We start from the raw sequence: 25,932 nt of genomic DNA on the forward strand, positions 1-25,932 counted from the left end.
CCCCCCCCCCCCCCCCGCCTCCCCGTCCCCTCCCGTCACGGGCCGCGTCTCCCCGGCGCGGCCCGCTCCCCCCGTGGCGCGTGGCCCCCCGGCCACGCACCGTCCCCCCGGTCCCTCATCCCTCGGGTCTCCCCGCTTCCTCCCCCCGCGCCCCGCCCGCTCCGGTGGCCACCGGGACCCGGCCCCCCGGCCGTGAACCCGCTGCTCCGTCCACCGGTTGCCCGGCGCCCCCTCGGGGGCGCCCCCTCCTCCGTCAGGCGACCAGCTCGCCGAAGGAGTCCTCGCGGTCCCCTCCGTGGCCGAGCGCCCGGTCCTCACGCAGCCGGCGCAGGGTGCGCCAGATGCTGCTCTTCACGGTGCCGACACTGATGTTGAGTGTGTCGGCGATCTCCGGGTCGGTGCGGCCCTCGTAGTAGCGGAGCACCAGCATGGTGCGCTGCTGCTCCGGCAGCCGGGCCAGGGCCTGCCAGAGCACCGCGCGCAGCTCGGTGCCGCGCATGGTGTCGTGTTCGCCGGCCGACTCCGGGAGTTCCTCGGTCGGGTACTCGTTGAGCTTGCGGCGGCGCCACGCACTGATGTGCAGGTTGGTCATGGTGCGGCGGAGGTAGCCGCCGAGGGCGCCCTTGTCGCTGATGCGGTCCCACGCCCGGTAGGTGGAGAGCAGCGCGGACTGGAGGAGGTCCTCCGCCTCGTGCCGGTCACCGGTGAGGTGATAGGCGGTGGCGTAGAGAGAGGCGCGCCGCTCCTGGACGTAGGCGGTGAACTCGGCCTCGGCTGCGGCGTCGTGACCGATGCCGTCGGGCTGTCCGTCGTTGCTCTCGGAGACCCGGGAGGCGGCGGCCGGTGCGGGCCCGTCCGTCTCGCCGGCGACCGCGAGGTACGTCGGGCGGTGCCCGGCGGTGCGGCGGGTCCCGAGCCGGTTGGCGGCTGCGGACGTCCCGTCGCAGCGGACGGGAACCACGGTGGTGTGTGAGCGCGTGGTACTGCCTGCTCGGTGTTGGCTGCGCAGTGCGCTCATCCCGCTCCCCCATCGTGGAACTGTCCGTGCTTCGTTCGATGGGTACTACCTTGCCGGGCCAGTTTCATGGGCCCGTCGCCCGACTGTCACAGCGGTGTCACAGCGGTCGGCGTGGCGCCGTTCCCGCACGCCCGGTGACGGATCACCCCCCTGTCGGTGACCCAGCGTGCGCCCGGTGTCCGCCTGTCGGTTTCCGGACGCCCTTCCACGTGGGACGGCGCACACACGGTCGAGCACGACTGGGTTCATACGACACAATGACCCCGTGGCTTTCCTGTTGCTGATCGAGGACGACGAGGCGGTCCGGACGGCCCTGGAGATGGGCCTCACCCGCCAGGGGCACCGTGTGATCACCGCACCGACCGGTGAGGACGGGCTGAAACTGCTGCGCGAACAGCGGCCGGACCTGATCGTGCTGGACGTGATGCTCCCCGGCATCGACGGCTTCGAGGTGTGCCGTCGCATCCGGCGCACCGACCAGCTGCCGATCATCCTGCTCACGGCGCGCAGCGACGACATCGACGTGGTCGTCGGGCTGGAGTCGGGCGCGGACGACTACGTCGTGAAGCCGGTGCAGGGGCGGGTCCTGGACGCCCGCATCCGCGCGGTGATGCGCCGCGGCGAGCGGGAGTCGAACGACGCCGCGACCTTCGGTCCCATCGTGATCGACCGCGCCGCGATGGCGGTCACCAAGAACGGCGAGGACCTCCAACTGACGCCGACCGAACTGCGGCTGCTGCTGGAGCTGAGCCGCAGGCCCGGACAGGCCCTGTCCCGGCAGCAGTTGCTGCGGCTGGTGTGGGAGCACGACTACTTGGGCGACTCCCGGCTGGTGGACGCCTGCGTGCAGCGGTTGCGGGCGAAGGTCGAGGACGTCCCCTCCTCGCCGAAGCTGATCCGCACGGTGCGCGGCGTCGGTTACCGGCTGGACAACCCGCAGTGAGCGACGGCGCGGCCCGCGGGGAGGATCCCGCGGGCTCCCCCGGCACGCCCGCGGGGCCTTCCGCGGCACAGGCCGCGGAGGCCGACGACGCTCCCCCGCGCGGCTGGACGGCGAGGCTGCGGCGGTTGGCACGGCCGACCAGCCTCCGGTTCCGGCTGGTCACGGTCTTCGCGCTGGTGGCGCTGATGGCCGCGGTCTCCGTCGCCGGCATCGCCTACTGGCTGAACCGCGACGCGGTGCTCACCCGGGCACAGAACTCGGCGCTGGCGGACTTCCGCAAGTCGCTCGGCGACGCGCTGGGTTCACTGCCGGAGACCCCGTCCTGCGACGAACTGCGCAACACCGCAGGTCACATGGCGGGCGGTTCGCAGAGCTACCAGGTGGTGCTGGTCGGCGAGGACGCCGACGGCCGGGTGTGCGCCGAGGAGTCGGACCCACTGCTGTTCTCGCTGGAGGTCGTCCCGGCCTCCCTGGAGCGGGCGGTGGACGAACCCCGGGGCGGGGACGCGCCGTACCACCTGTACTGGCAGCGGATCGCCCACGAGGACGACCCCTATCTGGTGGCGGGCGCGCGCGGTTCGGAGTCCGGGCCGACCGGCTACATGCTGGCGTCGCTCGGGCCGGAGCGCGACGACCTCAACTCGCTCGCCTGGTCGCTGGGTATCGCCACGGCGCTGGCGCTGCTCGGCTCGGTGATGCTGGCACAGGCCGCCGCGACGACCGTGCTCCGACCGGTGCGACGGCTGAACAGCGCGGCGCGGCGACTCGGCGACGGGGAGCTCTCCACCCGGCTCCCGGTCCGGGGTGCGGACGAACTCGCCGAGCTGACCAGGAACTTCAACAACGCGGCCGAGGCGCTGGAGCACAAGGTGGCGGACCTCCGCTCCCGGGAGGCGTCGAGCCGCCGGTTCGTGGCGGACATGTCGCACGAGCTGCGGACGCCGATGACCGCGATCACCGCGGTCACCGAGGTGCTGGAGGAGGAGGTCGACAACCTCGACCCGATGATCGCGCCCGCGGTCTCCCTGGTGGTGAGCGAGACCCGGCGGCTGAACAACCTCGTCGAGAACCTCATGGAGGTCACGCGGTTCGACGCCGGCACCGCACGCATGGTGCTGGACGACGTCGACGTCGCCGACCTGGTGACCGCCTGCATCGACGCGCGCGCCTGGCTGGACGCCGTGGAGCTCGACGCGGACCGCGGCGTGATCGCGCTCGTCGACCCGCGGCGGCTGGACGTCATCCTCGCCAACCTGATCGGCAACGCCCTGCGGCACGGTGGTTCGCCGGTGCGGGTCTCTGTCCACGAGGTGGAGCCGAGACAGGCCGGGGCGACGGCGCTCTCCGCGCTGGCGGAGGGCCCGGTGGCCCGCAGTGGCCGCACGCCGGTGCGGGTGCCGCCGGACGGGGCGGTGCTGATCGAGGTCGCGGACGCCGGGCCGGGTATCCCGGCGGAGGTCCTGCCGCACGTCTTCGACCGCTTCTACAAGGCCAGTGCGTCCCGGCCCCGCTCCGAGGGCAGCGGCCTCGGTCTGTCGATCGCGCTGGAGAACGCGCATCTGCACGGCGGGGAGATCACCGCCCGCAACGCCCCGGGCGGGGGCGCGGTCTTCTCGCTGCTGCTGCCGCACCGCCCGACCGGCCCCTCCGGGTCGGCCGAGGACAGCGACGACGGCGACGGCGACGCCGGTGGGGGTCGGAGCGGCGACCCGGACGGCACCGGCCCCTCACGACCGGCGGACCGGCCCGGCGAGGGCGGGACCGAGGGCGGGGACGACGGCTCCGGCGGAGCGCACGGGGCGGCGAAGACACGAGGAGGACGATGACCATGCGGCCGAAGCGGAGAGCACGTGCCGGTCGGCCCCGGGCCTCCACCGCCGTCGCCGTGGCGGTGCTCACCCTCACCACCGCGGGCTGCGGCATCCGGTCGATGGACCTCCCCGTCGACGACGGCCCGGCACCGACCCGCGCGAACTGCGCCGCGCCGGGGGAGTCGGGCGGTACCGAGGTCTTCCTCGTCTGCGACTCGCGGGTCGAGTCCGTGGAGCGCGAGCTGGACGGTACGGGCCCGCCGGAGGACCCGGCGCAGCGGATAGCCCTGGCCAACGCGCTGCTGGGCGAGTTGCAGGGCGACCCGCCCGACGAGGAGCGGGCGGCCGGGTTCTCCACCAACGTCCCCGGCGACCTGCGGGTGACCGCCGCGGCCGGTGACGGCGGCGGGCCGGTGCTGCGCCTCAACTGGCACCCGGACGACCTGCCTGCGTTCGCGCTGGCGCAGGTGATCTGCACCTTCGCCCAGTCCGAGGTGTTCGCCGAGGACGCGCCGGTGACGCTGGGCGGTCCCGACGTCGAGACCGACCGGCAGGACCGCCAGTACACCTGTACCTCGGCGGTGCGCCACCGTCCGGACACCCTTCGACCGGCCGCCCCCTGACGGCGAGGACGCCCCGCGCGACCGGCCCGGCCGAGGGGCGTGCGTCACGTGAGGCGCACCCGGGGAACCGCCGCCCCCGTGGCGGGCGTCGTCCCTCCCGTGCTGCGTGATGACACGCCCCGCCCCCCGACGGGGCTCGGGCGGAACGAGGCGGGTGCGGCGGTGGACCGACGGGTCCGCCTCGCCGCCCTGGTGCTGTCGGCCCTGCTGGTCGGGGTCGTGGGCTGGCTGACGCTCCGCCCCGCCGCGGTCCCCTGGGTATCGCCCAGCAACCTGCAACCGCTGGCCACGCTCCGGGCCGAACTCGACGGCGACCCGCGGAACGCCGCGGCGACGATCGGCGGCGGCCTGCTGCGGCTGGCGCCGCTGGGGGTCCTGCTGCCGCTGCTGGGCCGGGAGCTGGGAGGGTCGCGGTGGTTGTCCCTGGTGCGGGCGGTCTTCGTCACCGGGGTCATCGCGCTGGCGCTGGAGGTGGCGCGCTCCGCGGTCCCCAGCCGGGTCTCCGACGTGGACCAGGTGCTGCTTGCGGCGGCGGGCGCCGGGGTCCTGCACCTGCTCGCCTACGGGTGGTTGCGGGCGCGGTTGCTGCCGGGGGCGCGGCCGGGGAACGACCGGGACGGCCCCGGCGGGGCGGACGGCCACGGCACGCGAGGTGCGCGCGCCGTCGGCGAAGGAACGATTCGGCACTTCCCGGGTGCCACCGAGGTCGCCCCGGAGGGGAGAGCCCTGAGGTGTTCCGGGGTCGGAACGGGCCCTGCGACCGACGCGGCGGAGGGGCCGTTCTCCCTACGGTAGGAGGCAGAGGTCGTCACCCCCGCGCGAGTGGGTACCCGTCCGGGGAAGCGAAGACGACCCGCGACACGAGAGGTGAGGCGACGTGAGGACCAAGACGCTGTCCCGGCCGACCGAAGGACGTTGGATCGGCGGTGTCTGCGCCGGCATCGCCCGTCGGTTCGGCATGAAGGCGGGAACGGTCCGCATCCTGGCGGTGCTCTCCTGCCTGCTGCCCGGCCCGCAGTTCGTGGCCTACCTGGCGCTGTGGCTGCTACTGCCGAACGAGCACGCCACCGCCGGCGACGCCTGGGCACGCTGAGACACGACGGAAGGCCGCCCCGCCGACCCGCGCCAGCGGCGGCGGAGCGGGAACGGGAACGGAACGGCCGAGGGCCGCACCCCGCGAACGGGGTGCGGCCCTGCCGCGTGCGCGCCGGGGGGTAGCGCGACGTTCTGGGTGGCCTCGCGGGCGTCCGGCTCCCTGGCTCAGATGACGACGCTGTCCAGCGGCAGACCGCCGAGCAGCGACGTCGGGTCCTGGGTCACCTTGGTGGGGTTGGAGGCGGTCTCGCTGATCACCTGGCCCGCCGAGTTGAGCAGGTCCTCCTGGCTGGACGGCAGGACCTGGGAGAGGGTCTTGTCCGCGGCGAGGGTGTTGAGCTGGTCGACGGGGAGCGCGTCGGTGACCGACAGGGAGCCCAGCACGTCGCCCGCGGCCTTGCCGACCTGGTCGGTGGCGGCGGAGGCGGTGCCCGCGGCGGCGACGGCGAACGCGGCGCCGAGCGCGGCGGCACCGAGGGTCTTCACAGTTCCGTGCTTCATGTCTGGCTACGTCCTCGTGTGGGGAGATTGGTGAGCAGCGGGTCGCAACCTAACCAGCTCCGGGTACGACCCGCCAAACACCGAAACACCTCCGGTCCGGTGCGCGCCACTCATCGGAGAAGCCGCACGGATAACCGTGCGGAATTCGCACAGAGAAACTACGACGCAGCTCAGGCCCTGTGCCGCAGCCCGCTGGCGAACAACCACTCGGACCTCAGAGCCGCATACCCGGGCTTGATCACATCATTGATCATCGCCAAACGTTCATCGAAAGGAATGAATGCGGATTTCATCGCATTGACTGTAAACCACTGCATGTCGTCGAGCGAATATGCGAACGCCTGCACCAGTTCCTCGAACTCACGGCTCATGCTGGTCCCGCTCATCAGCCGGTTGTCGGTGTTGACGGTGACGCGGAACCGCAGTCGCCGGAGCAGGCCGACCGGGTGCTCGGCATAGGAGGCCGCCGCGCCGGTCTGGAGGTTGGAGGTGGGGCACATCTCCAGCGGGACGCGCTTGTCGCGCACGTACGCGGCGAGCGGCCCCAGCGCGACCGTGCCGTCGTCGCCGACCGTCATGTCGTCGATGATCCGCACGCCGTGCCCCAGCCGGTCCGCCCCGCACCACTGGAGCGCCTGCCAGATGGAGGGCAGACCGAAGGCCTCGCCGGCGTGGATGGTGAAGTGGTTGTTCTCCCGCTTCAGGTACTCGAAGGCGTCCAGATGACGGGTGGGAGGGAACCCGGCCTCGGCGCCGGCGATGTCGAACCCCACGACGCCCGAACCCCGGTACCGGTTGGCGAGCTCGGCGATCTCCCGCGAGCGCGCGGCGTGCCGCATCGCCGTGAGCAGCGCGCCGACGCGGACGCGGTGGCCGGCGGCGGTCGCGATCCGCTCCCCCTCCCGGAACCCGTCGTTCACCGCCTCCACAACCTGTTCCAGCGTCAGCCCGGCTTCCAGGTGCTGCTCCGGCGCGTAGCGCACCTCGGCGTAGACCACCCCGTCGGCGGCGAGGTCCTGCACGCACTCGGAGGCCACCCGCACGAGCGCCTCACGCGTCTGCATGACGGCGCAGGTGTGCGCGAAGGTCTCCAGGTACCGCTCCAGCGAGCCGGAGTCGGCGGCCTCGCGGAACCAGGCACCCAGCGTGGCCGGGTCGTCGGCGGGCAGGCGGTCGTACCCCTGCTCGCGGGCGAGTTCGAGGACGGTGCTCGGACGGAGACCGCCGTCGAGGTGGTCGTGCAGCAGCACCTTGGGCGCGCGCCTGATCTGGTCCGCGGTGGGCGCCGTCGCAGCGGGAACGGTGTGGCTCTCAGTCATCCGCCCAGGCTACTCCTACGCGCGTAGACCGGGGTGTTCACCGGCCGGTCCGGCCGATCCGCCGACCCGCGCCGGCTCGCTCGGGGCGAGCCGGCGGGCGCGGACCGGGGGCGCCCCGCCGCTCAGTCGGCGTCGCCTGGCTCGGGAGCGCCGGTGTAGAAGGCCGCGGTCCGACGCCCGGCCGCCCGCGCCTCCTCCTCGGGCGTCCCGCCGACGGCACCCAGCTCCGCCCAGGCGGCGGCGGTCGCGGCGACGAACCACCGGTAGGCGGGGTCGGCGACCGCGGACTCCGGGCCCACGGGTGTCGGCGTCCCGACGAGGTGGGAGGCGAGGCCGAACAGCGCCAGGTCCCAGCCGACGCCGGTCGCGCCCGGTCCGTAGCGGTCCCAGAACGCGGGGTCGGGGTGGGAGGCGTGCGACAGCGTGAACCTCGCCCGCTCGGGGTCGTCCCGGTCGGGCGCGACGGTCACCGTGACCCAGCTGACCTCCCCGGCGTACTCCCAGGTCGCCTCGAAGGAGCGGGGCGGGTCGCAGGCCAGGATCTCACCGCCGGCATTGCCGTCGAGCTGGTACCGGCCGCCCTCCCGCAGCTCACCCGTGACGGGCGGCATCCACCGGGCGAGCCGCTCGGCGGTGGTGCACGCCTGCCACAGGTCCTCGCAGGTGGTGGGGTAGGACTGGGCGATCGTGACGACCCGGGTCTCACGGCCGTCGCGGCTGCCGGACTCCACGCGGCGGGTCACCGCGCGGGCCTGACGGTCGAGCTCCGGGGCGCGGTCGGGGGTGCGGTCGTCGTCGGTCATCGCTGCTCCTGGGGTCGGACCACGGGGGCGGGGGGCGGTGCGGGGAGACGGGCGGCCACGACCGCCGGGGCGCCGGCCACCGTCTCGCCCGCGGTGGACCCACCCGCGTCGCCGCCCGCGGCAGCGGCGAGGCGGCGACGCCGCTTGCCACGGGCGACCTCGGTGGCGAGCGCGTCCAGCGGCGGGAAGGAGTCGCGGCGGAACCGCTCCAGCCAGTCGCCGACCGGGCGCAGCGCCTCGACGCGGAGGACGTACACGCGGCGCGCCCCGACGGGACGCGCCTCGACCAGCCCGCCCTCGCGCAACAGCCGCAGATGGCGGGAGACCGCCGGCTGGCTGATGCCGAACTCCCGGCCCGCGACGTCGCTCAACTCACCGGAGGTGCGCTCGCCATCGGCCAGCAGCTCCAGGACACGGCGGCGGACCGGGTCGGCCAGCAGCTCGAATGCTTCCACGGGACCACAATATCAGCGTTGCGTTATATAAGCGTGTGGTCACGTCAAGGCGGGTCGAGCGCGGCCCGCCCTGAAGGAGAGCCCCCGGCGGTCGCCCCGCACCGACGTCACGCCCCGCCCGCCGGCGCTCCCCCGACCTGCGGCTCCTCCGAGGAGCCCGCGAGCACCCGGTCCCGACGGCTGAGCAGGAACGTCTTGAACGCCGCTACCGGCTGGGTGTCGGGGTGGCCGGCCATCCAGGCGACCCCGATCTCGCGCACCGCCGCCGGGGCCGTGACGCTCAGCTCCTGCACGCCGGGGCGGGGGACGGTCGGGGGCGGCAGCAGCGCGACGCCCAGCCCGGCGGCGACCAGGCCGCGCAGCGTCTCGGCCTCCTCCCCCTCGAACGCGACGCGGGGCGTGAACCCGGCCTGGGCGCAGAGCTTCTCCGTGAGCTTGCGCAGGCCGTACCCGGGCTCCAGGGTCACGAACGACTCCTCGGCCGCCTCGGCCAGCCGCACCCGGCGCCGGCCGGCGAGCCGGTGGTCGGCGGGGACCACGAGCCGGAGGCGCTGGAGCGCCAGGCGGCGGGTCACCAGGTCGGGGGCGTCGGGGATCGGGGAGGTCAGGCAAAGGTCCAGCTCTCCCTCCCGCATCCGCTCCATCATGTCCTCGCCGTAGCTCTGGACGAGGGAGAACCGGATGCCGGGGTGGTCGGACCTGAACTCGCGGATCAGCGCCGGCACCGTCTCCGGCCCCATGGTGTGCAGGAAGCCGAAGGCGACCTTGCCGGTCGCGGGGTCGGCGTCGGTCCGCACCACCTCGGCGGCGCGCTCCACCTCCCCCAGCGCCCGCTCGACCGCGCGGGCGAAGGCCCGACCCGCGGGAGTGAGGGAGACGGCGCGACCGTGGCGGGCCAGCAGCGAGATACGGAGGTCCTCCTCCAGCCGTGCCGTCGCGCGGCTGAGCGTGGACTGCGGGACGCCGAGTTCCTGGGCGGCGCGGGTGATGTGCTCGTGGCGCGCCACCGCCGCGAACTGGGCGAGCCGGGGAGTCAGGAGCGAGGCCCACGACTCCTGGCCGAGGCCCGCACTGTCCGACGGGCCCGATGAGCCCGTTGTCACACGATTGTCTTTCTTGTTGCCGGCAGGTGACATGGACCGCCCTCACCTCGACTTATGCACGTACGCATCGAAGTCTAGCGTTCTGTGCATTGGACGGATGAAACCCGCCGTTCTACTTTCGTTATATGCCCTCCACAGCCACCAGGGCTCCTGCGACAGCGGGGGCTCTCACCCCGCCGTCCCCGCGTCCGTCCCGCAGCACCGTCCCCGACTCCCGCACCATCACCGACCCCGCGCCGCGACCCGCGCCCCGGGCCCCGGGCGGAAGCGGTGATGACACCGCCGACGGCGCCGGCCGCCCGCCGATGCGCCGCATCAACGCCGCGCTGTTCGGCATCGGCCTCGCCACCTTCGCCATGCTGTTCGCGACGCAGCCGCTCCTCCCCGAGCTGGCCGCCGCGTTCGACTCGCGCCCGGACCACGTCAGTTGGACCGTCTCCGGCGCCACCGTCGGGCTGGCGCTGGCCGTGCTGCCGCTGAGCCTGGTCTCCGAGCGGGTCGGACGCCGCCGGATGATGACGATCGGCGTCCTGGTGGCCCTGGCGCTGGCATGCCTGATCCCCTTCGCGCCCGGCCTCGCCTCGCTCACCGCGCTGCGCGTCCTCCAGGGCGCCGCGCTGGCCGCGATCCCTGCCTCCGCCGTCGCGTACCTCTCCGAGGAGCTCGACAAGCGCGCCATGGTCGGCGCCGTGGGCCTGTTCATCGCCGGCAACAGCGTCGGCGGGATGTCGGGCCGCATCCTCGCGGGTTGGACCTCCGAGGCGCTGGGCTGGCGCGCCGCGCTGCTCGCCGTCGCCGGGCTCGCCGCGATCGGCGCCGCCCTGTACCTGGTACTGCTGCCGGCCGCCCGCAACTTCACCCCGACGCCGCTGCGGCCCCGGGAGGCGCTGGGCACCGTCGCGCACCACCTGCGCAACACGCTGCTGCTGCGGCTGTACGCGATCGGCATGCTCCTGATGACCGCCTTCAGCGCCGTGTACACGGCGGTGGCCTTCCGGCTGACCGAGGACCCGTTCGGACTGTCGGCCGGTGTCGCCGGGACCGTCTTCGTGATCTACCTGGTGGGGACCTGCTCCTCGTCCATGACCGGGGTGACCGTCACCCGACTCGGTCGGCGCGGTGCCCTCTACGTCGGCATCGGCGCGATCACCGCCGGGCTGGTGCTGAGCCTGTCGCAGAACCTGACGCTGCTGCTGCTGGCCCTGGTCCTGATCACCGGTGGCTTCTTCCTCGGTCACGCCGTCGCCTCGGCCGCGGTCGGCCGGGCCGCCACCCGGGCCCGCGCCCAGGCATCGGCGCTCTACACCGTCACCTACTACGGCGGGGCCAGCGCCGGTGGCGTGCTCGGCGCCCTGACCTACCACAAGGCGCACTGGGAGGGAACGGTCGCCTTCGCCCTGGTGGCGCTGGTCACCGCGGCGGGTGTCACCCTCTACGCCACCCTGCGCAGCCACTCCGCGCAGCGGCTCGCCGCCGCCTCGCACTGACCTGACCGCCGGCCGGCGCTCGCCGGCGGCGTCACCAGCCCTCCGGGCCGTCTGCGGGACCCACGTCCAGGTCCCGTCGGCGGCCCGGAGCCTTGCCCCCGGGCGGCGCGTTCGGGCGCCGGTCCCCGATCCCGCCGGCCGCGCCGGCCCGGCCGATCCCGCCCGCTGCCGACGGGGGCCGGTCAGCCCCGGCCCGCGTCGCGGTAGTCGAGCTGACCGACGATGCGCCGCACGTCGGCCAGCAGCGGTCCCATGACCTCCGCGCCGGCCGCGTCCGGCGGCGCCTCCGAGAGCAGGTGGCGCAGCCGCTTGTGACCTGCCTCGGCTCTCTCCACGGCGCCCTCCATCTCGTGCGCGACCTCGCGGTCGGCCGTGGTGACCAGCGGTCCGTAGCGGTCCACCGCCTCGGCGACGTCCCGCAGCAGTCGCTGGTAGCTCTCGGCCAGTTGCGGGGTCAACGCGCGTTCGTCGCTGGCGTAGCGTCCCGTCTCCGCCAGAGTGCGGGCGATCTCGCGCGTGTGGTCGGTCACGTGCCACAGCACGTTGATGACGTCCTGCGCCCCGTAGTCCGAGGGCAGCGCGGTACCGCTGCGACGCCGCCGCATGTTGAGCCGCAGGCTCTCGCGGTCCCAGTCCAGCGCGGAACGCACCCCCTGCACCAGCCGGGGCAGCCGTGCGGAGGCGTCCACCCAAGCGTCCGAGCGCTCGTCGAGCTCGTCGGCGGCCACCCCGTCGGCCATCGCCCGCAGCAGCCGCGCGGTCTCCTCCGTCGCCCCGCGGATCGCCCGGCGGACGTCCCGCAGGTAACGCGGCGGCAGGATGAGGGCGTTGACCGCCATCCCGACCGCGGCTCCGATCAGCGCCGCCAGGACGCGCTGGCCACTCGCCTCCAGCGTCAACGGCCCCCCGATGAGGGCGAAGATCGCCGAGGTCGCGACGTAGATGCCCTGGCTGCCGAACCGGGGCAGGTTCCCGAGCAGCAGCGCCGCCGGCAGCACCAGGACCAGCGCGGCGAGCTGGTCGTCCAGCAGCAGCGCGGTTCCGGTCGCCGCCGCCGTTCCCAGCGCGATGGCGACCGCCTGCCGCGCGCCCTGCGAGACCGACTGGTAGACGGTCGCCTGGACCAGGACGACGGCGACCCAGGGAGCCATGAGGGTCATCTCGTCGTCGAGCAGGGCGTAGGCCAGCGCGTAGGCCAGGAACGCCGCCAGGGCGGCCTTCAGCGACTGGACGACGAGGTCGCGTTCCCGCCCGGCGCCGCGCGCCGCCCGCCGCACGGCGAGCAGCAGCTGGCGGGTATCGCGGCGGACCGCGGCGGGGACGGCGGCGAGGGAGCGGAGGGGCGCGACGGACATGAGGACTCCGGTGGCGGAACGAGTGCGGTGATGTCACCGGGGACGGGCGACGCCACCGGGGCGCCGCCGCCCCGGACGGGACCGGTCGGGTGAAGGCTCCGTCACACCTGCCCGCGGATACGTACATACACTCATATGAGACGGTATCCGGGGGTCGCACGCCGCGCCGGTCGTGGCGGTCCGCGCCGCTCCTCCGGTCCCGTCTTCCCACCGCACGGCGGGCGACGCACCGCCCGCACGGGGGCCCGCGCCGGACGTCCCGGAGATTCCCGCCGGCTCATCGTCGGCCCCGCGGCTCGATCGGCAGACCGAACCGAGGACCGGACGAATGTCGCGTCGCCTCGGAACGACCACCGGACGGGAGTTCCGCTCACCCGGGCGCGGCGCCTTCCCACCGGCACCGCGCCGACCACCGACGGAGTTCCTCCGCTTCGCGCCATGGGCACCAGTGAGAGCGTGTGTGAGACCAGACGCCGGGCCCGCGACGCCGGCTACGGCCATCCGCTGCGTTGCCAGGAACGCCCGAACACAACCCGGCACGAGGGCGCCCTCCGCCGTGCAGCTGACCGCATCCGACGCCGCGAGCCGATCCGACTCGGGGTCTCACACACGCTCCTGAGCAGTCAACACAGCCCTTACCTGCACTTCTTTCGAGTGGCTAACTCCTGCTCGATCGCGGCGTCATCGACAGCGGGCTCCCCGCGGCGCCTCACTCTCCGCAATGCGCCACCCTCGGAGAAGAAAATGCATTCGACGCGGGACGAGGGTTTACCTTTCCCGGCCGACACTCCCCGCGCTGCTAGTTTCCTTGTTCGTGTACCACCTGATTCCGCCGTATCACGCGACCCCGCGCGCACCGCGCACGAGGGTCCTTCCTCCGTCCGTCCCCCTGCCCGGCGCCCCCGCGCACGAGCCCCGTCCGCGCTCGGGGGGTGGAACCCGATGAGGACGGGCATCGCGCTGGCCGGCGCCCACGTGCGTCTGCGGGAGCTGCGCGCCGCCGACGTCGCCGCCCACCGGCGGATCCACACGCACCCGGTGCTCACCCGCTACCTCGGCGTCGAACGCATGACGCCCGAGGCCGCCGACCGCGCCTTCGAGGCGACGCTGCTGCGGAGCGAGGAACGACCCCGCCGGCGCCACGTGTTCGCCGTCACGGGCCGGGACGACGACACCATGGCGGGGTGCGTCGGCCTGCTGGTGGAGGACTACGGCCGCAACGCGATGCTCACCGGCCTGGTGGTGCTTCCCGACGGCGCGGCCCGCGGCCACGGCACGGAGGCCGGCCGGCTGGTGATGGCCTACGGGTTCGGCCCGCTGGGAATGCACCGCATCTGGGCCGGGCACCGCCACGACCACCGGCGGATGCGGGACGTGATGCTCGCCGGCGACATGCACCCCGAGGCGACGCTGCGGGAGCTGTTCCACACCCAGGGCGCCTGGCACGACGTCGTCACCTACGCGGCGCTCGCCCCCCGGTGGCGGCTGACCGCCCGCCCGCACGAGCGGGCGATCCTGGACCTGGCGGACGATGCCGACACGGTCCGTTCCGACATGGGGCCGCTCACCGCCCCCGTGCCGCTCGCCGAAGTCGCCCTGGCAGGCAGCTGACACCCCCCGCGCCGCGCGGCGGTCCGGAACCCTTCCGTCCGGACCGCCGTGCAGCGGCGCCGCACCTCCGTGGCGCAGGGCCCGCCACGGTCGTCGAACCCGCCCGGCGTCGCGACGCCGCACCCCCACCACCCCACGGCGTCACAGCCCCACCGCGTCACAGCCCCGCGGGGAGCACCACCGCGAGCACCACCACGGCGACCGTCGCGGCCAGGACCACCGCCGCCGACACCCCGGGACGCCGCTCCGGGAGCGAGAGCAACCCGGGGTACCGGGCCACGACCTCGGGGATGTCCCGGACACCGAGACGCACCGGGCGTACGCCACTGCGGCGGGCCAGCTCCCGCAGGTCGCCGGCGGCGTAGGACACCTGGCGCAGCCGCAGGAGCCGCTTGCCCCGCGCGCCGAGGAACGCGAGGTCGAACACGGGCGCCGCCCCCGGCAGGTAGCGGACCGCAACCGTGACCGCGACGCGCAGCTCGCTGCGAGGAACCCGACGCGCCCGTCCGAGCAGCCGGCGGACGACGATCGCGTCGGCCGTCAACGTGACGCGCGAGCGCGCGAGACACGCGAGCAGGACGGCCGACGGCGCCCAGACCGCGCCGAGCACCACGGGCGCCGCTCCCCCGCCGTGGTCGTGCGCGGCCCACGGCACGAGGACCGCGCTCACCAGCACCGGGAAACCGACCGCCGGCCACCAGTGGCGCCCCCGCGGCCGGATCGTGAACTCGGCTTCCGCCATCGAGCGCCTCCCGTACCGTCGGCCCCGTGGCGCGAGGGCGTGGACCGATCGCTCCGGGCCGCCCCTCGCACCGCGGGCGTCCGCCCCGGCACGCCTTCAGATACCGAGGACGATCTTGGCCGTGGTGAAGTAGATGATGAGGCCGGTGGCGTCCACCAGGGTGGTCACCATCGGGGCGGAGACCACGGCCGGGTCGATCTTCAGCTTCTTCGCCAGCAGCGGCATGGTGCCGCCGACCGTGGCCGCCCACATGCAGATCACCACGAGGGTGATGGCGACGACGACGGCGATCTTCCAGCCGACGAACAGCGCGCCGACGAGCAGTCCGAGGACGGCGAGCATGGCGCCCAGCAGAAGTCCGGTACGGCATTCGCGCCAGATGACGCGCAGCAGGTCGGAGGTGCGGACCTCGCCGACGGCGAGCGCGCGGACCGCGGCGGTCGCCGCCTGGGCACCGGAGTTTCCGCCGGTGCCGATCAACAGCGGGATGAAGAGCGCCAGTTGGGTCACGGTGGCGAGTTCGTCCTCGAACGCCTGCGTGACGCTCACGGTGAGGGTCGCCGCGACGAGCAGCAGCATCAGCCAGACGACCCGCTTGCGCGAGACCTCGAAGACGCCCGCCGACATGTAGTGGCGTTCCAGCGGCTCGGCACCGGACTGGCGGGCGACGTCCTCGGTGTCGGCGGCCTCGATGACCTCGACGGCGTCGTCGATGGTCAGCAGACCGACCAGCCGGTCCTCGCTGTCGACCACCGGGAGGTCCAGCACGTTGGTCTCGCGCATCAGGCGAGCTGCGTCCTCCGCCGGTTCCGTGGCGCGGGCGGACGGCGGCTCGGTGACGACCAGTTCGGCGACGTGGCGGTCCGGGTCGCTGAGGACGAGTTCCCGCAGCTCGACGATGCCGGTGAGGCGGCGGCCGGTGTCGACCACGGGGAGGGTGTAGATGGTCTCCGCGTTCGCACCGCGCCGCCGGACGACCTCCAGCGCCTGGGAGACCGTCAGGTTCTGCTGGAGCGCGACGGTCTCGGGCGTCATGTAGCGCCCGACGGAGCCCTCGGGGTAGCCGAGGAGCGCGGCGGTCATGTGCCGCTCGTGGGCACTGAGTCCGGCGAGGACGCGGCGGGCGACCTTGGCGGGGACCTCGCCCAGCATCCGGGCGCGGTCGTCGGGGTCCATGCCCTCGACGAGGTCGCCGAAGGCCTGGTCCCGCAGTCCTTCGAGGATCTGCTGCTGGTCGACGGGGTCGAGTTCCTCGAAGACCTCCAGCGCGCGGTCCTTGTCGAGGAGGCGGAAGGTGATCACGGACTCGACGGCGTCCATCCGCGCGATCTCGTCGGCGATGGAGTACGCGGGCTGTGTCTCCAGCCACTCCAGGGCCCCCGCGAGGTCTTGGACCTCCAGCAGGACAGGCAGATGAGTCATGGCGGGTTACCCCCAGGCAACGGAAGCGGGTCGTGGACATCCGGTGGTCGCGCACGCACCGATCGCCCAGGACCGCGCGCGTCAGACGACGGCTGCCCTGGACGCGCCGGAGCGGCGCCGGGGATGACTGGGAGGCTCACTGCGCATCGCAGTACCACCTCCAGCCGTGACGTGTTGCCGAAACCAGCATTCAGGCTACAGGTCGTCGGCAAGGATCATGACAGAGAAGGCGACGGATCGGACGGCGGCTCGGGGTACGGAGTGGCGCGCGGCCAGGCGGGCCCGGTCGGCGCCCGCGAGCGCACCGCTTCCCACCGCGGCGGCGCCGTCGCGCGCGGGCGTGGGCAGGCGTCGGCAGGCGTGGACGGGCGCGGCCAGGGGTGGGCGGGCAGGCATGGGCGGCGTGCTGACGCACCGCACCCCCGTGCCCTGTGTGGGGGCGGACGGGGGTGCGGACGTCGGGCCGTGCCCGGCCGGGGCGGGCCGGGCCGGGCACGGGGGTCAGGCGATGCGGTCCAGGACGATCGGTCCGGCGCCGGTACCGGGCTCGGCGTCGGCCGTGACCCGGATCGCGTCGCCCGCGAGCGCCTCGGCGGCGAACGCGAAGCGTTCCGGGGTGTCGGTGTGCAGCGTGAGCAGCGGGTCGCCGGCGCGCACCGCGTCGCCGGGGCGGGCGTGCAGCTCCACGCCCGCGCCGGCCTGCACCGGGTCCTCCTTGCGGGCACGGCCGGCGCCGAGCCGCCAGGCGGCGAGCCCGACGGCGTAGGCGTCGAGGCCGGTCAGCACCCCGTCGGCGGGCACGGTCAGCACGTGCTGCTCCCGCGCGACCGGGAGGTCGGCGTCGGGGTCACCGCCCTGGGCGGCGATCATGCGCCGCCAGACGTCCATGGCGGAACCGTCGGAGAGCGCCTTCGCGGGGTCCGCGTCGGGCAGACCGGCCGCGTCGAGCATCTCCCGGGCGAGTGCCAGGGTGAGCTCCACGACGTCGGCGGGGCCACCGCCGGCGAGGACCTCGACGGACTCGCGGACCTCCAGGGCGTTCCCGGCGGTCAGTCCGAGCGGCACGGACATGTCGGTGAGCAGGGCGGTGGTCCGGACCCCGTGGTCGGTGCCCAGCCCGACCATGGTGCGGGCCAGTTCCCGGGCGTCCTCGATGGTCTTCATGAAGGCGCCGGAGCCGACCTTGACGTCCAGCACCAGGGAGTCGGTGCCCTCGGCGATCTTCTTCGACATGATCGAGCTGGCGATCAGCGGGATCGCCTCGACCGTGCCGGTGACGTCACGGAGCGCGTAGAGCTTGCGGTCGGCCGGCGCGAGGCCGTCGCCCGCGGCGCAGATGACGGCGCCGGTGTCGCGGAGGACGGCGAGCATCCGGTCGTTGCTGAGGCCGGCGCGCCACCCGGGGATGGACTCCAGCTTGTCCAGGGTGCCGCCGGTGTGGCCGAGGCCGCGGCCGGAGAGCTGGGGCACGGCCGCACCGCAGGCCGCGACCAGCGGGGCGAGCGGCAGGGTGATCTTGTCGCCGACGCCGCCGGTGGAGTGCTTGTCGGCGGTGGGGCGGTCCAGCGCCGCGAAGTCCATGCGCTCGCCGCTGGCGATCATGGCGGCGGTCCAGCGGGCGATCTCCTCGCGGCCCATTCCGTTGAGCAGGATCGCCATGGCCAGGGCGGACATCTGCTCGTCGGCGACGTCGCCGCGGGTGTAGGCGTCGATCACCCAGTCGATCTGTGCGTCGGTGAGGGCGTGGCCGTCCCGCTTGGCGCGGATGACGGTGATGGCGTCCATGCGGCTCTTTTCCGTTTCCGAGGGTGCGAGGTGCGTCGGTGCTGGGAGTGTCGGTGCCGGGTGTGTCGGGGGCGTCGTGTCGGGACGGGGCGCGTTCCGGTGGCGGGGTTCGGCCCGGGCGCCAGGCGGTCGCGCCCCCGGCCGACCCGGCTCCGCGAGGGCGCCGGGCCACCGCGCGGAGGCGGCGGCCCGGCGGGTGGTCAGCGGCCGGCGGCCAGGTCGTGCGGGCCGAAGGCGTCGGGCAGCAGCTCCGCCAGCGGCCGGGGCCCGGCGGTGGTGTCGACGAGCAGCCCCGGGCCGCCGTGCTCCATGAGGAGCTGGCGGCAGCGCCCGCAGGGGGTGATGACCGCTCCCCGACTGTCGCAGCAGGTGAAGTGCGTCAGCCGCCCGCCACCGCCGTCGTGCAGGGCGGAGACGAGGCCGCACTCGGCGCACAGCGCGACCCCGTAGGCGGCGTTCTCGACGTTGCAGCCGGTCACCGTGCGTCCGTCGTCGACCAGCGCGGCGGCGCCCACCGGGTATCCGGAGTAGGGCGCGTACGCCCGCGTCATGGCGGCACGGGCGGCGAGCCGCAGCTCCTCCCAGTCGGGGTGGCCCGTCCCGGCGGGCCCGGCGTCGCCGCCGTGACCGGCCGGGGTGGCGGCGGGGGTCATGTGCCTTCGCCCCGCCGATAGGGTTTCCCGATCGCCTTGGGTGCGCGCAATCGTTGGCTGAACAGCGCGAGCACCACGAGGGTGGTGATGTACGGGCTGGCGGAGACCAGCTCCAGCGGCATGGTCTCGGTGGAGGCGAACCAGGCGAACAGCGCGACGGCCAGCAGGCCGGTGATCGCGGCGGAGGCTCGCTTGTTGCGGAAGAACTGGTAGACCGCGTAACCGGCGAGGCCGATCGCGAACAGCAGCAGCAGCGCGTGGACGACGGTGCCGCCGCCCCGGATCTGGAGCGCGTCGACGAAGCCGAACAGACCGGCGCCCATCGCGACGCCGCCCGGCCGCCAGTTGCCGAAGATCATCGTGGCGAGGCCGAGGTAGCCGCGGCCACCGGTCTGCCCGTCCTGGTACATCCGGACGAAGACGGCCAGGTAGGCGCCGCCGAGTCCGGCGAGACCGCCGGAGACCAGCAGGGCCATGTACTTGTACAGGTAGACGTTGACGCCCAGCGACTCGGTCGCGGTGGGGTTCTCACCGCAGGAGCGGAGCCGCAGGCCGAACCCGGTCCGCCACAGCACCACGTAGGTGCCGACGAAGAGCAGGACCGCGATCAGCACCAGCCAGGAGACGTTGGTGACGGCCGCGCCGGCGACACCCGCGACGTCGGAGACGAAGAAGAGATCCCAGCCTCGGACCGTCGCCAGCCAGTCGGAGAGCAACGGCACCGTGAAGTTGCCGAGTTCGTCCATGCGTGGCGACTGCTTGTCGTTGCCGCCCGCCTCGGCGGCTGCGCTGCCCTCCTGGCCGAACCAGAGCTTGGCGAGGAACTGCACCACGCCGAGAGCGAGGATGTTGATGGCGACACCGGAGACGATGTGGTCGACGCCGAAGGTGACGGTGGCGATCGCGTGGACCAGCCCGCCGAGGACACCGCCGATGACGCCGGCCAGCACCGCGGCCCACGGGCCGTACTGCCAGCCGATCCAGCCGGCGGCGAACAGGCCGAGCATCATCATGCCTTCGAGGCCGATGTTGATGACGCCGGCGCGTTCCGCCCAGAGGCCGCCGAGCCCGGCGAGCCCGATGGGGACCGCGAGTCCCAGCGCACTCGCCCACTGGCGGGTGTCGGTGAGGCTCCCGGTGTCGGTGACGACCCGGACCAGGGAGAGCAGCAACAGCGCACCGGCGATGATCAGCAGGATCATCGGGTAGCTGAGCTTGCGGCGGGCGCCGCGCTCGATCTTGCCGGTGGGCTTCACCGGCTCCGAGCGGGTACTGATCTCGGTGCTCATACGGCGCCCTCCACCGTGTCGTTCTTCCGCGCCCTGGCTGCCAGTTCGGCGCCGACGATGCGCTGCTGGCGGCGCAGGCCCCAGCGGCGGACCAGTTCGTAGGAGACCACCACGGAGAGGACGATGATGCCCTGCATCACGCCGATGATCTCCTGGTAGTAGCCGATGAAGTTGAGGTGGCCGCCGGTGCGTTCCAGGAACGCCCACAGCAGGGCGGCCAGCGCCATCCCGACCGGGTGGTTGCGGCCCAGGAGGGCGATGGCGATGCCCATGAAGCCGATGCCGCTCGGGAAGTTGTTGCCGAAGTTGCCGGTGTCGTTGAGGAGCGTCGGCATGCCGACGAGGCCCGCGACGGCGCCGGAGATCAGCATCGAGGCGATCACCATGCGCTTGACGCTGACGCCGCTGGCCTCCGCGGCGCTGTCGGAGACGCCGACGGCCCGCAGGTCGAAGCCGAAGCGGGTGCGGCTCAGCAGGTACCAGTAGGCGATGCCGGCGGCGATCGCGATGACGACACTGCCGTAGATCAGCCCGGCGCCGGTGTCGATGGTGAAGAACCGGCTCGACTCCGGGAGGTCCGGGGTGTGCACGATGTTCTGGTTCCGCTCGGCGAGCCGGCCCTCCTTGAGGAAGTAGCCGATCAGCGAGCCGGCGATGGCGTTCAGCATGATGGTCGTGATGACCTCGCTGACGCCGCGCACCGCCTTGAGGTAGCCGGCGATGCCGGCCCACAGGGCGCCGACCACCATCGCGGTGAGGATGATGATCGGGATCTGCACGAAGCCGCCGAGAGCCAGCGCACCGCCGACGACCGCGGCGAAGAACGCGGCCACCTGGTACTGGCCGTCGACGCCGATGTTGAAGAGGTTCATGCGGAAGCCGATGGCCACCGCGACGGCCGCCAGGTAGTACGGGATCGCCTTGTTGACGATCCACACCTGGCTGCGATCGGTGGTGCCGTAGTCGAACATCGCCTCGAAGGCGTGGAACGGGTTCTGGCCGGTGGCGGTGATGACGAGGCAGACCAGGACGAACGCGACGGTCAGCGCGAGGAGCGGCGCGCTGACGGCCAGCAGCAGCTTCTCGCGAACGCGGGGGTCGCTCAGCTTGGCGGCGAGGAACCCGCCGCCGGTGCGGTCGCCGCCGCCCGCCGCGCCGGGCGGCGTCTCCACTGCGTTGCCGGAGTTGCCGGAGCTGCCGGAGCTGTCGGAGCCCTCGCTCATCGGGCGTCCTCCTCACCGGAGTCGCGGGCCGGGCCGGTGCCCGCGCCCGGGGCGCCGGGGGCGTCGATGTCGTCGCCGCCGAGGCGGCCGGTGGTCTCGCCGGTCATGGCTCCGCCCAGTTGTTCGGGGGTGATCGTGGCGGGGTCGGCCTCGGCCACCAGTCGACCGCGGTACATGACGCGGAGGCTGTCGGAGAGTCCGATGAGTTCGTCGAGGTCCGCGGAGATCAGCAGCACGGCCAAGCCCTCACGGCGGGCCTCGCGGATCTGGTCCCAGATCTGCGCCTGCGCGCCGACGTCGACACCCCGGGTGGGGTGGGCGGCGATCAGGACCTTGGGGGTGTGGCTCATCTCCCGGCCGAAGATCAGCTTCTGCTGGTTGCCGCCGGAGAGGCTGGCGGCGGTGACGTTGATGCCGGGGGTGCGCACGTCGTACTCGCGGACGATGCGCTCGGTGTCGGCCTTGGCGTCGGAGAGCGTCAGCCGCTGCCCGCGGCTGTTGGGCCGCTCGGTGATGTGGCCGAGCATGCGGTTCTCCCACAGCGGGGCGGTGAGCAGCAGGCCGTGACGGTGCCGGTCCTCGGGGATGTAGCCGATGCCGTGCTCACGGCGGCGGCGCGTCGAGGCGTGGGAGAGGTCGGCGCCGTCGACGGTGATGGCGCCGCCGTCCGGGTCGCGCATGCCCATCACGGCCTCGACCAGCTCTGCCTGGCCGTTGCCCTCCACGCCGGCGATGCCGAGTACCTCGCCGCGGTGGATGGTGAAGTCGATCTCGGCGAGGACCTCACGCTTCACGCCGTCGGCGTCGGTGCCGGAGAGGTGCAGGTCGCGGACCTGGAGCATCGGCACGTCGGTGACGGTGGACTCGCGGGTCTCGGGGACCGGGAGCTCGCTGCCGACCATCAGCTCGGCCAGCTCCCGGGGGCTGGTCCCGGTCGGGTCGACGGAGGCGACGGTGGTGCCGCGTCGGATGACGGTGATCTCGTCCGCGACGGAGAGCACCTCGCCCAGCTTGTGCGAGATGAAGATGACGGTCAGGCCCTCGGCCTTCAGCTCCCGCAGATTGTCGAAGAGCGCGTCGACCTCCTGCGGCACCAGGACGGCGGTGGGCTCGTCGAGGATGAGGGTCCGCGCGCCGCGGTAGAGGACCTTGAGGATCTCCACGCGCTGCCGGTCGGCGACGCCGATCTCCTCGACCAGGACGTCGGGGCGGACCCCGAGGCCGTAGGCGTCGGAGATCTCCAGGATGCGGCGGCGCGCGGCGGCGCCGATGCCGTGGCGCTTCTCGGCGCCCAGGACGACGTTCTCCTGAACGGTGAGGTTGTCGGCGAGCATGAAGTGCTGGTGCACCATGCCGATGCCGCGGGCGATGGCGTCGGAGGGCGAGCCGAAGGAGACCTGCTCGCCCTCGGCGGTGATGGTGCCCTCGTCCGGCTTCTGCATGCCGTAGAGGATCTTCATCAGCGTCGACTTGCCGGCGCCGTTCTCCCCGATCAGCGCGTGGACGGTGCCGCGACGGACGGTGATGTTGATGTCGTGGTTGGCGACGACACCGGGGAACCGCTTGGTGATGCCGCGTAGTTCGACGGCGGGGGCACCGTCGGCCGCGGGCTGGCTTGAGGCTGGGATGACGCACTCTCCTCGGGAGCGAAGGAGTCGGGGCCGGTGGCCGACGCTATCGTGCCGCCCCGGGGCTACGCGCGTAGCTCCCGGGAGAGGGCCCGGCGAGGATCGCTCCTCGCCGGGCCCCCGGTGGGTGACGCTGTGACCGCGAGCGGTCAGGGGGTGTCGCTGACCTCGGTCTCGCCCTCGACGATGCGGCGCTTGGCCTCTTCCAGCTCGTCCGCGATGTCGTCGATGTGACCGCCGGAAGTGGCGAGCCACACACCGTCGTTGGCCAGGCCGTACTCGCCCATGCCCGACATCGGGTCGTCGTTCTCGATGCTGCTGATCAGGTCGAAGACGGCGACGTCGACGCCCTTGATCGCGGAGGTGAGGATCGAGTCCTTGTACTCGGCGAGGCCGGGCTGCTCGGCCTGGTCGGAGTCGACGCCGATCGCCCAGGCGTTCTCGGCGGAGGCGACCTCCTCGATCGATCCGTTGCCGGCGAGACCGGCGGCGGTGTAGATCACGTCGACGTCACGGCCGAGCATGCCGTTGGCCTGCTCCTTGGCCTTGGCGACGTCGGTGAAGCCCTTGGGGTCGTCCGTGTACAGGTACTGGACGTCGACCTCGATCTCGGGGTCGGTGTCCTTGGCGCCCTGCTCGTAGCCGGCCTGGAACTTGTTGATCAGGGTGGTGTCCACGCCACCGATGAAGCCGACCTTGCCGGTCTCGGACTTCAGGGCGGCGGCGACACCGGCGAGGTAGGAGGCCTCGTGCTCGGCGAAGATCATCGAGTAGACGTTGTCGCCCTCGGCGACGGCGTCGACCACACCGAAGGTGGTGTCCGGGAACTCCTGGGCCACACGCTCGACCGACGGGCCGTAGAGGTAGCCGACGCCGACGACCGGGTTGTAGCCCGCTTCGGCCATCTGCTGGAGCCGCTGCTCGCGGTCCGCGTCCGTCTCGTCGTCGCGAGCGGTCTGGTAGTAGGTCTCGACGCCGAGTTCGTCCTCGGCCTTGTCCGCACCGCGGGCGGCGGCCTCGTTGAAGGAGGCGTCGTCACGGCCGCCGACGTCGAAGGCGATGGCGGCACCCTCACCGGTACCGCCGCTGCTGCTGCCACCGGAACCGGTGGAGTCGTCGCTGCCGCAGGCGCTGGCGGTCAGTGCGAGGGCCGCCGTGGCGGCGACCGTGGCTGCAAGCTTGGATACCCGGCGCAAGAGGGCGTTCCCTTCACTCGAGGCGCCCGTACGGCGCTCTTCCCGCGAGATCGTAACGCGCGTAGATCCGGTGAAAACAAAAGCGACGGGCCCGTTATCAGATCGTCGTGAACGCAATGCGTTCGCCATATGACGGCTCGCGGCGGCCGAATGACGCGCGGGGGCGCTCCGGGCTTTGGCGCCCCGGGCCCGCTCGCAGGTCAGGGCCGGTCCGAACGTGTCGGACCGGCCCTTATCGCCTCGCGCCGGGGCGAGGCGGGCGACGACCTCAGACCGGTCGGTGACCGGCGTCGAGAAGAACGGCAGCGGTGAACAGCTCCACACCGACAGTGATCGCCCGCTCGTCCACGTCGAAATCGCCCTGGTGGATATCGCGCGGCGTAGCGGAGGCGTCACCCGGGGCCCGGGTGCCGAGCCGTGCCATGGCGCCGGGCACGTGCTCCAGGTACCAGGAGAAGTCCTCGCCGCCCAGCGACTGCTCGGTGCTCTCCACGGCGGTGGCGCCGAACCGCTCGGTCATCGCCTCGCCCAGCAGGGCGGCGGCGCCGGCCTCGTTGACCACCGGCGGGACGCCCCGGATGTACTGGATCTCGACCTTGGCGCGGTGGGTGGCGGCGATCTCGTCCACCGCCGCGTGCACCAGGTCGGGCGCGGCGCGCCAGGAGTCGAGGTCCAGGCAGCGGACGGTTCCGGAGAGCCCGGCCTGCTGCGGGATGACGTTGGAGGCGTGTCCCGTCTCCAGCCGGCCCCAGGTCACCGCGAGCCCGGCGCGGGCGTCCACCCGGCGGGCCAGCAGCGCGGGCACGTCGGTCGCCACGCGCGCCGCGGCGGTCACGAGGTCGGTGGTCAGGTGCGGGCGCGCCGTGTGGCCGCCGGGGCCGCTGAGCGTGATCTCGACGCGGTCGCAGGCGGAGGTGATGGGCCCGGTCCGCAGCCCGATGCGCCCGGCGTCGACCTTCGGGTCGCAGTGGAGGGCGATGATCCGGCCCACGCCGTCGAGGACGCCGGACTCGATGGCGTCGGTGGCGCCGCCCGGCAGCACCTCCTCGGCCGGCTGGAACAGCAGCCGCACCGGCACGGGGAGCTTGCCCTCGCGCGCCATCTCCGCCAGCACCAGCCCGGCGCCCAGCACGACGGTGGTGTGCACGTCGTGGCCGCAGGCGTGGGCGCGGCCGGGGATGGTGGAGCGGTAGGGGACGGTCTTGGTGTCCGGGATGGGCAGCGCGTCGATGTCGGCACGCAGGGCGAGCATCGGCCGCCCGCCGCGCCACTCGCCGGAGCCGCCGTCGGGGTGCACGTCGCAGTAGAGGCCGGTGCCGCCGTCCAGCACGCGCGGGGCCAGGCCGGCACGCTCCAGCCGGGCCTTGAGGGCGGCGGTGGTCCGGACCTCGTTGTTGCCGAGCTCCGGGTGCATGTGGAGGTCGCGGCGGAAGGCGACGAGCTCCTCCTGAAGGCCGTCCGGTACCACCCCCGGCAGTTGCAGTGCGGTGACGGGGTCCGTTTCGGGCGACAGCAGGTGGCTCACGTGACCGAGGGTAACTCCAGCCGAGTCGAACTTCCCACTCCTCATGGAAAGTTCACCCACAGGAGCGAGTTCTTATGCGCATCGTCGTGCATACTTCCCAACCGTATCGGGTAAGGAAGGGGATTTCCCGCGTGGTCCGTTGAATGAGATCATCCGCCTCCGACCTGGGACGGGGGCTCCGCCGGCGGGCGGCGCGCACCCCGACCGGACCAGCGCGGGGGCGTCCCGGCGCCTTTACCAGGACGGACGGTGCTCCGCCAGTCGCCCGGGGTGGCCTCGCCTCCGGGGGCGGGGGCCGTGCGGACGCGTCCGGGGCGGGCGACCGGCGGCGGACCGGAGCCGCGG

The 25,932-nt window shown here is 73.3% G+C and carries 24 protein-coding genes; 7 read left to right on the forward strand and 17 right to left on the reverse strand.

The window, feature by feature from the left end; all coding sequences use genetic code 11:
- Positions 1-253 precede the first annotated feature (253 nt).
- The gene (locus HCJ92_RS09155) at positions 254-1,018 is read right to left on the reverse strand and encodes a SigE family RNA polymerase sigma factor (protein ID WP_420824689.1); all 765 of its coding nucleotides are present in this window, start codon (positions 1,016-1,018) and stop codon (positions 254-256) included.
- Positions 1,019-1,283: 265 nt separating this feature from the next.
- On the opposite strand from HCJ92_RS09155, the gene HCJ92_RS09160 reads away from it, so the two are divergent.
- The 5 genes from HCJ92_RS09160 (at position 1,284) to HCJ92_RS09180 (ending at position 5,488) form a co-directional block, all read left to right on the forward strand.
- Positions 1,284-1,961 carry a response regulator gene (locus HCJ92_RS09160; RefSeq protein WP_338054094.1) on the forward strand — a complete coding sequence of 226 codons (678 nt, stop codon included), beginning with the start codon at positions 1,284-1,286 and terminating at the stop codon, positions 1,959-1,961.
- On the forward strand, positions 1,859-3,787 hold the full coding sequence (locus tag HCJ92_RS09165; protein WP_420824690.1) for an ATP-binding protein: 1,929 nt from the start codon (positions 1,859-1,861) through the stop codon (positions 3,785-3,787). The genes HCJ92_RS09160 and HCJ92_RS09165 overlap by 103 nt, the downstream gene beginning before the upstream one ends.
- On the forward strand, positions 3,784-4,395 hold the full coding sequence (locus tag HCJ92_RS09170; protein ID WP_167932976.1) for a hypothetical protein: 612 nt from the start codon (positions 3,784-3,786) through the stop codon (positions 4,393-4,395). The genes HCJ92_RS09165 and HCJ92_RS09170 overlap by 4 nt, the downstream gene beginning before the upstream one ends.
- 162 nt (positions 4,396-4,557) lie before the next feature.
- Positions 4,558-5,190: a VanZ family protein gene (locus HCJ92_RS09175; protein WP_167932977.1), complete on the forward strand. Its 633-nt coding sequence runs from the start codon at positions 4,558-4,560 to the stop codon at positions 5,188-5,190.
- 82 nt (positions 5,191-5,272) lie between these two features.
- Positions 5,273-5,488: a PspC domain-containing protein gene (locus HCJ92_RS09180; protein WP_167932978.1), complete on the forward strand. Its 216-nt coding sequence runs from the start codon at positions 5,273-5,275 to the stop codon at positions 5,486-5,488.
- Positions 5,489-5,655: 167 nt separating this feature from the next.
- Here HCJ92_RS09180 and HCJ92_RS09185 read toward each other — a convergent pair whose 3' ends face one another.
- From HCJ92_RS09185 to HCJ92_RS09205, 5 genes are all read right to left on the reverse strand, one after another.
- On the reverse strand, positions 5,656-5,991 hold the full coding sequence (locus HCJ92_RS09185; RefSeq protein WP_167932975.1) for a hypothetical protein: 336 nt from the start codon (positions 5,989-5,991) through the stop codon (positions 5,656-5,658).
- Positions 5,992-6,161: 170 nt separating this feature from the next.
- Entirely contained in the window at positions 6,162-7,310 is a 1,149-nt protein-coding gene (locus HCJ92_RS09190; protein ID WP_167932979.1) for an adenosine deaminase, read from the reverse strand.
- A gap of 122 nt (positions 7,311-7,432) precedes the next feature.
- A complete protein-coding gene (locus tag HCJ92_RS09195; RefSeq protein ID WP_167932980.1) occupies positions 7,433-8,113 on the reverse strand; it encodes an SRPBCC family protein in 681 nt (226 codons plus the stop codon).
- A complete protein-coding gene (locus HCJ92_RS09200; protein ID WP_167932981.1) occupies positions 8,110-8,568 on the reverse strand; it encodes a metalloregulator ArsR/SmtB family transcription factor in 459 nt (152 codons plus the stop codon). The genes HCJ92_RS09195 and HCJ92_RS09200 overlap by 4 nt, the downstream gene beginning before the upstream one ends.
- Positions 8,569-8,675: 107 nt before the next feature.
- Positions 8,676-9,704: a LysR family transcriptional regulator gene (locus tag HCJ92_RS09205; RefSeq protein ID WP_167932982.1), complete on the reverse strand. Its 1,029-nt coding sequence runs from the start codon at positions 9,702-9,704 to the stop codon at positions 8,676-8,678.
- A gap of 92 nt (positions 9,705-9,796) precedes the next feature.
- Between HCJ92_RS09205 and HCJ92_RS09210 the strand changes: the two genes are divergently transcribed.
- Positions 9,797-11,158: an MFS transporter gene (locus tag HCJ92_RS09210; protein WP_167932983.1), complete on the forward strand. Its 1,362-nt coding sequence runs from the start codon at positions 9,797-9,799 to the stop codon at positions 11,156-11,158.
- A 182-nt stretch (positions 11,159-11,340) separates the two neighbouring features.
- On the opposite strand, the gene HCJ92_RS09215 is transcribed toward HCJ92_RS09210, so the two are convergent.
- Positions 11,341-12,513, reverse strand: a complete 1,173-nt coding sequence (locus HCJ92_RS09215; RefSeq protein WP_167932984.1) for an FUSC family protein — start codon at positions 12,511-12,513, stop codon at positions 11,341-11,343.
- Positions 12,514-13,455: 942 nt separating this feature from the next.
- On the opposite strand from HCJ92_RS09215, the gene HCJ92_RS09220 reads away from it, so the two are divergent.
- Positions 13,456-14,124, forward strand: a complete 669-nt coding sequence (locus tag HCJ92_RS09220) for a GNAT family N-acetyltransferase (RefSeq protein WP_167932985.1) — start codon at positions 13,456-13,458, stop codon at positions 14,122-14,124.
- Between the two features lie 157 nt (positions 14,125-14,281).
- Here the strand turns inward: HCJ92_RS09220 and HCJ92_RS09225 are convergent, their stop codons facing one another.
- The 10 genes from HCJ92_RS09225 to HCJ92_RS09270 form a co-directional block, all read right to left on the reverse strand.
- Positions 14,282-14,866 carry a hypothetical protein gene (locus HCJ92_RS09225; RefSeq protein ID WP_167932986.1) on the reverse strand — a complete coding sequence of 195 codons (585 nt, stop codon included), beginning with the start codon at positions 14,864-14,866 and terminating at the stop codon, positions 14,282-14,284.
- A gap of 96 nt (positions 14,867-14,962) precedes the next feature.
- Positions 14,963-16,288, reverse strand: coding sequence for a magnesium transporter (gene mgtE, locus HCJ92_RS09230; protein WP_167932987.1), 1,326 nt, complete (start codon positions 16,286-16,288; stop codon positions 14,963-14,965).
- A 195-nt stretch (positions 16,289-16,483) separates the two neighbouring features.
- Entirely contained in the window at positions 16,484-16,684 is a 201-nt protein-coding gene (locus tag HCJ92_RS09235; protein WP_167932988.1) for a hypothetical protein, read from the reverse strand.
- 105 nt (positions 16,685-16,789) lie between these two features.
- Complete coding sequence (locus HCJ92_RS09240) at positions 16,790-18,073, reverse strand: thymidine phosphorylase (protein WP_167932989.1); 1,284 nt, start codon at positions 18,071-18,073, stop codon at positions 16,790-16,792.
- A gap of 200 nt (positions 18,074-18,273) precedes the next feature.
- Positions 18,274-18,726 (reverse strand): cytidine deaminase, encoded by a 453-nt coding sequence (locus HCJ92_RS09245; protein WP_167932990.1) that lies wholly within the window; start codon positions 18,724-18,726, stop codon positions 18,274-18,276.
- Positions 18,723-20,015 carry an ABC transporter permease gene (locus tag HCJ92_RS09250; RefSeq protein ID WP_167932991.1) on the reverse strand — a complete coding sequence of 431 codons (1,293 nt, stop codon included), beginning with the start codon at positions 20,013-20,015 and terminating at the stop codon, positions 18,723-18,725. Before HCJ92_RS09250 ends, HCJ92_RS09245 begins: the two co-directional genes overlap by 4 nt.
- Positions 20,012-21,238, reverse strand: a complete 1,227-nt coding sequence (locus tag HCJ92_RS09255) for an ABC transporter permease (protein ID WP_167932992.1) — start codon at positions 21,236-21,238, stop codon at positions 20,012-20,014. The genes HCJ92_RS09250 and HCJ92_RS09255 overlap by 4 nt, the downstream gene beginning before the upstream one ends.
- Positions 21,235-22,866, reverse strand: a complete 1,632-nt coding sequence (locus tag HCJ92_RS09260) for an ATP-binding cassette domain-containing protein (RefSeq protein WP_167932998.1) — start codon at positions 22,864-22,866, stop codon at positions 21,235-21,237. The genes HCJ92_RS09255 and HCJ92_RS09260 overlap by 4 nt, the downstream gene beginning before the upstream one ends.
- Before the next feature lie 149 nt (positions 22,867-23,015).
- Positions 23,016-24,062 carry a BMP family lipoprotein gene (locus tag HCJ92_RS09265; RefSeq protein ID WP_167932993.1) on the reverse strand — a complete coding sequence of 349 codons (1,047 nt, stop codon included), beginning with the start codon at positions 24,060-24,062 and terminating at the stop codon, positions 23,016-23,018.
- A 268-nt stretch (positions 24,063-24,330) separates the two neighbouring features.
- On the reverse strand, positions 24,331-25,587 hold the full coding sequence (locus HCJ92_RS09270) for an amidohydrolase (protein ID WP_338054095.1): 1,257 nt from the start codon (positions 25,585-25,587) through the stop codon (positions 24,331-24,333).
- Between the last annotated feature and the right edge of the window lie 345 nt (positions 25,588-25,932).

The organism is Streptomyces spiramenti, assembly GCF_012034385.1.
GTDB lineage: Bacteria > Actinomycetota > Actinomycetes > Streptomycetales > Streptomycetaceae > Streptomyces > Streptomyces spiramenti.

What these genes read in the sequence shown, in the direction of transcription:
- HCJ92_RS09155 (WP_420824689.1), bottom strand. Translation starts at nt 1,018, where the DNA reads ATGAGCGCACTGCGCAGCCAACACCGAGCAGGCAGTACCACGCGCTCA.
- HCJ92_RS09170 (WP_167932976.1), top strand. Translation starts at nt 3,784, where the DNA reads ATGACCATGCGGCCGAAGCGGAGAGCACGTGCCGGTCGGCCCCGGGCC.
- HCJ92_RS09185 (WP_167932975.1), bottom strand. Translation starts at nt 5,991, where the DNA reads ATGAAGCACGGAACTGTGAAGACCCTCGGTGCCGCCGCGCTCGGCGCC.
- HCJ92_RS09190 (WP_167932979.1), bottom strand. Translation starts at nt 7,310, where the DNA reads ATGACTGAGAGCCACACCGTTCCCGCTGCGACGGCGCCCACCGCGGAC.
- HCJ92_RS09195 (WP_167932980.1), bottom strand. Translation starts at nt 8,113, where the DNA reads ATGACCGACGACGACCGCACCCCCGACCGCGCCCCGGAGCTCGACCGT.
- HCJ92_RS09205 (WP_167932982.1), bottom strand. Translation starts at nt 9,704, where the DNA reads ATGTCACCTGCCGGCAACAAGAAAGACAATCGTGTGACAACGGGCTCA.
- HCJ92_RS09210 (WP_167932983.1), top strand. Translation starts at nt 9,797, where the DNA reads ATGCCCTCCACAGCCACCAGGGCTCCTGCGACAGCGGGGGCTCTCACC.
- HCJ92_RS09215 (WP_167932984.1), bottom strand. Translation starts at nt 12,513, where the DNA reads ATGTCCGTCGCGCCCCTCCGCTCCCTCGCCGCCGTCCCCGCCGCGGTC.
- HCJ92_RS09220 (WP_167932985.1), top strand. Translation starts at nt 13,456, where the DNA reads ATGAGGACGGGCATCGCGCTGGCCGGCGCCCACGTGCGTCTGCGGGAG.
- HCJ92_RS09225 (WP_167932986.1), bottom strand. Translation starts at nt 14,866, where the DNA reads ATGGCGGAAGCCGAGTTCACGATCCGGCCGCGGGGGCGCCACTGGTGG.
- mgtE (WP_167932987.1), bottom strand. Translation starts at nt 16,288, where the DNA reads ATGACTCATCTGCCTGTCCTGCTGGAGGTCCAAGACCTCGCGGGGGCC.
- HCJ92_RS09235 (WP_167932988.1), bottom strand. Translation starts at nt 16,684, where the DNA reads ATGCCTGCCCGCCCACCCCTGGCCGCGCCCGTCCACGCCTGCCGACGC.
- HCJ92_RS09240 (WP_167932989.1), bottom strand. Translation starts at nt 18,073, where the DNA reads ATGGACGCCATCACCGTCATCCGCGCCAAGCGGGACGGCCACGCCCTC.
- HCJ92_RS09245 (WP_167932990.1), bottom strand. Translation starts at nt 18,726, where the DNA reads ATGACCCCCGCCGCCACCCCGGCCGGTCACGGCGGCGACGCCGGGCCC.
- HCJ92_RS09250 (WP_167932991.1), bottom strand. Translation starts at nt 20,015, where the DNA reads ATGAGCACCGAGATCAGTACCCGCTCGGAGCCGGTGAAGCCCACCGGC.
- HCJ92_RS09255 (WP_167932992.1), bottom strand. Translation starts at nt 21,238, where the DNA reads ATGAGCGAGGGCTCCGACAGCTCCGGCAGCTCCGGCAACTCCGGCAAC.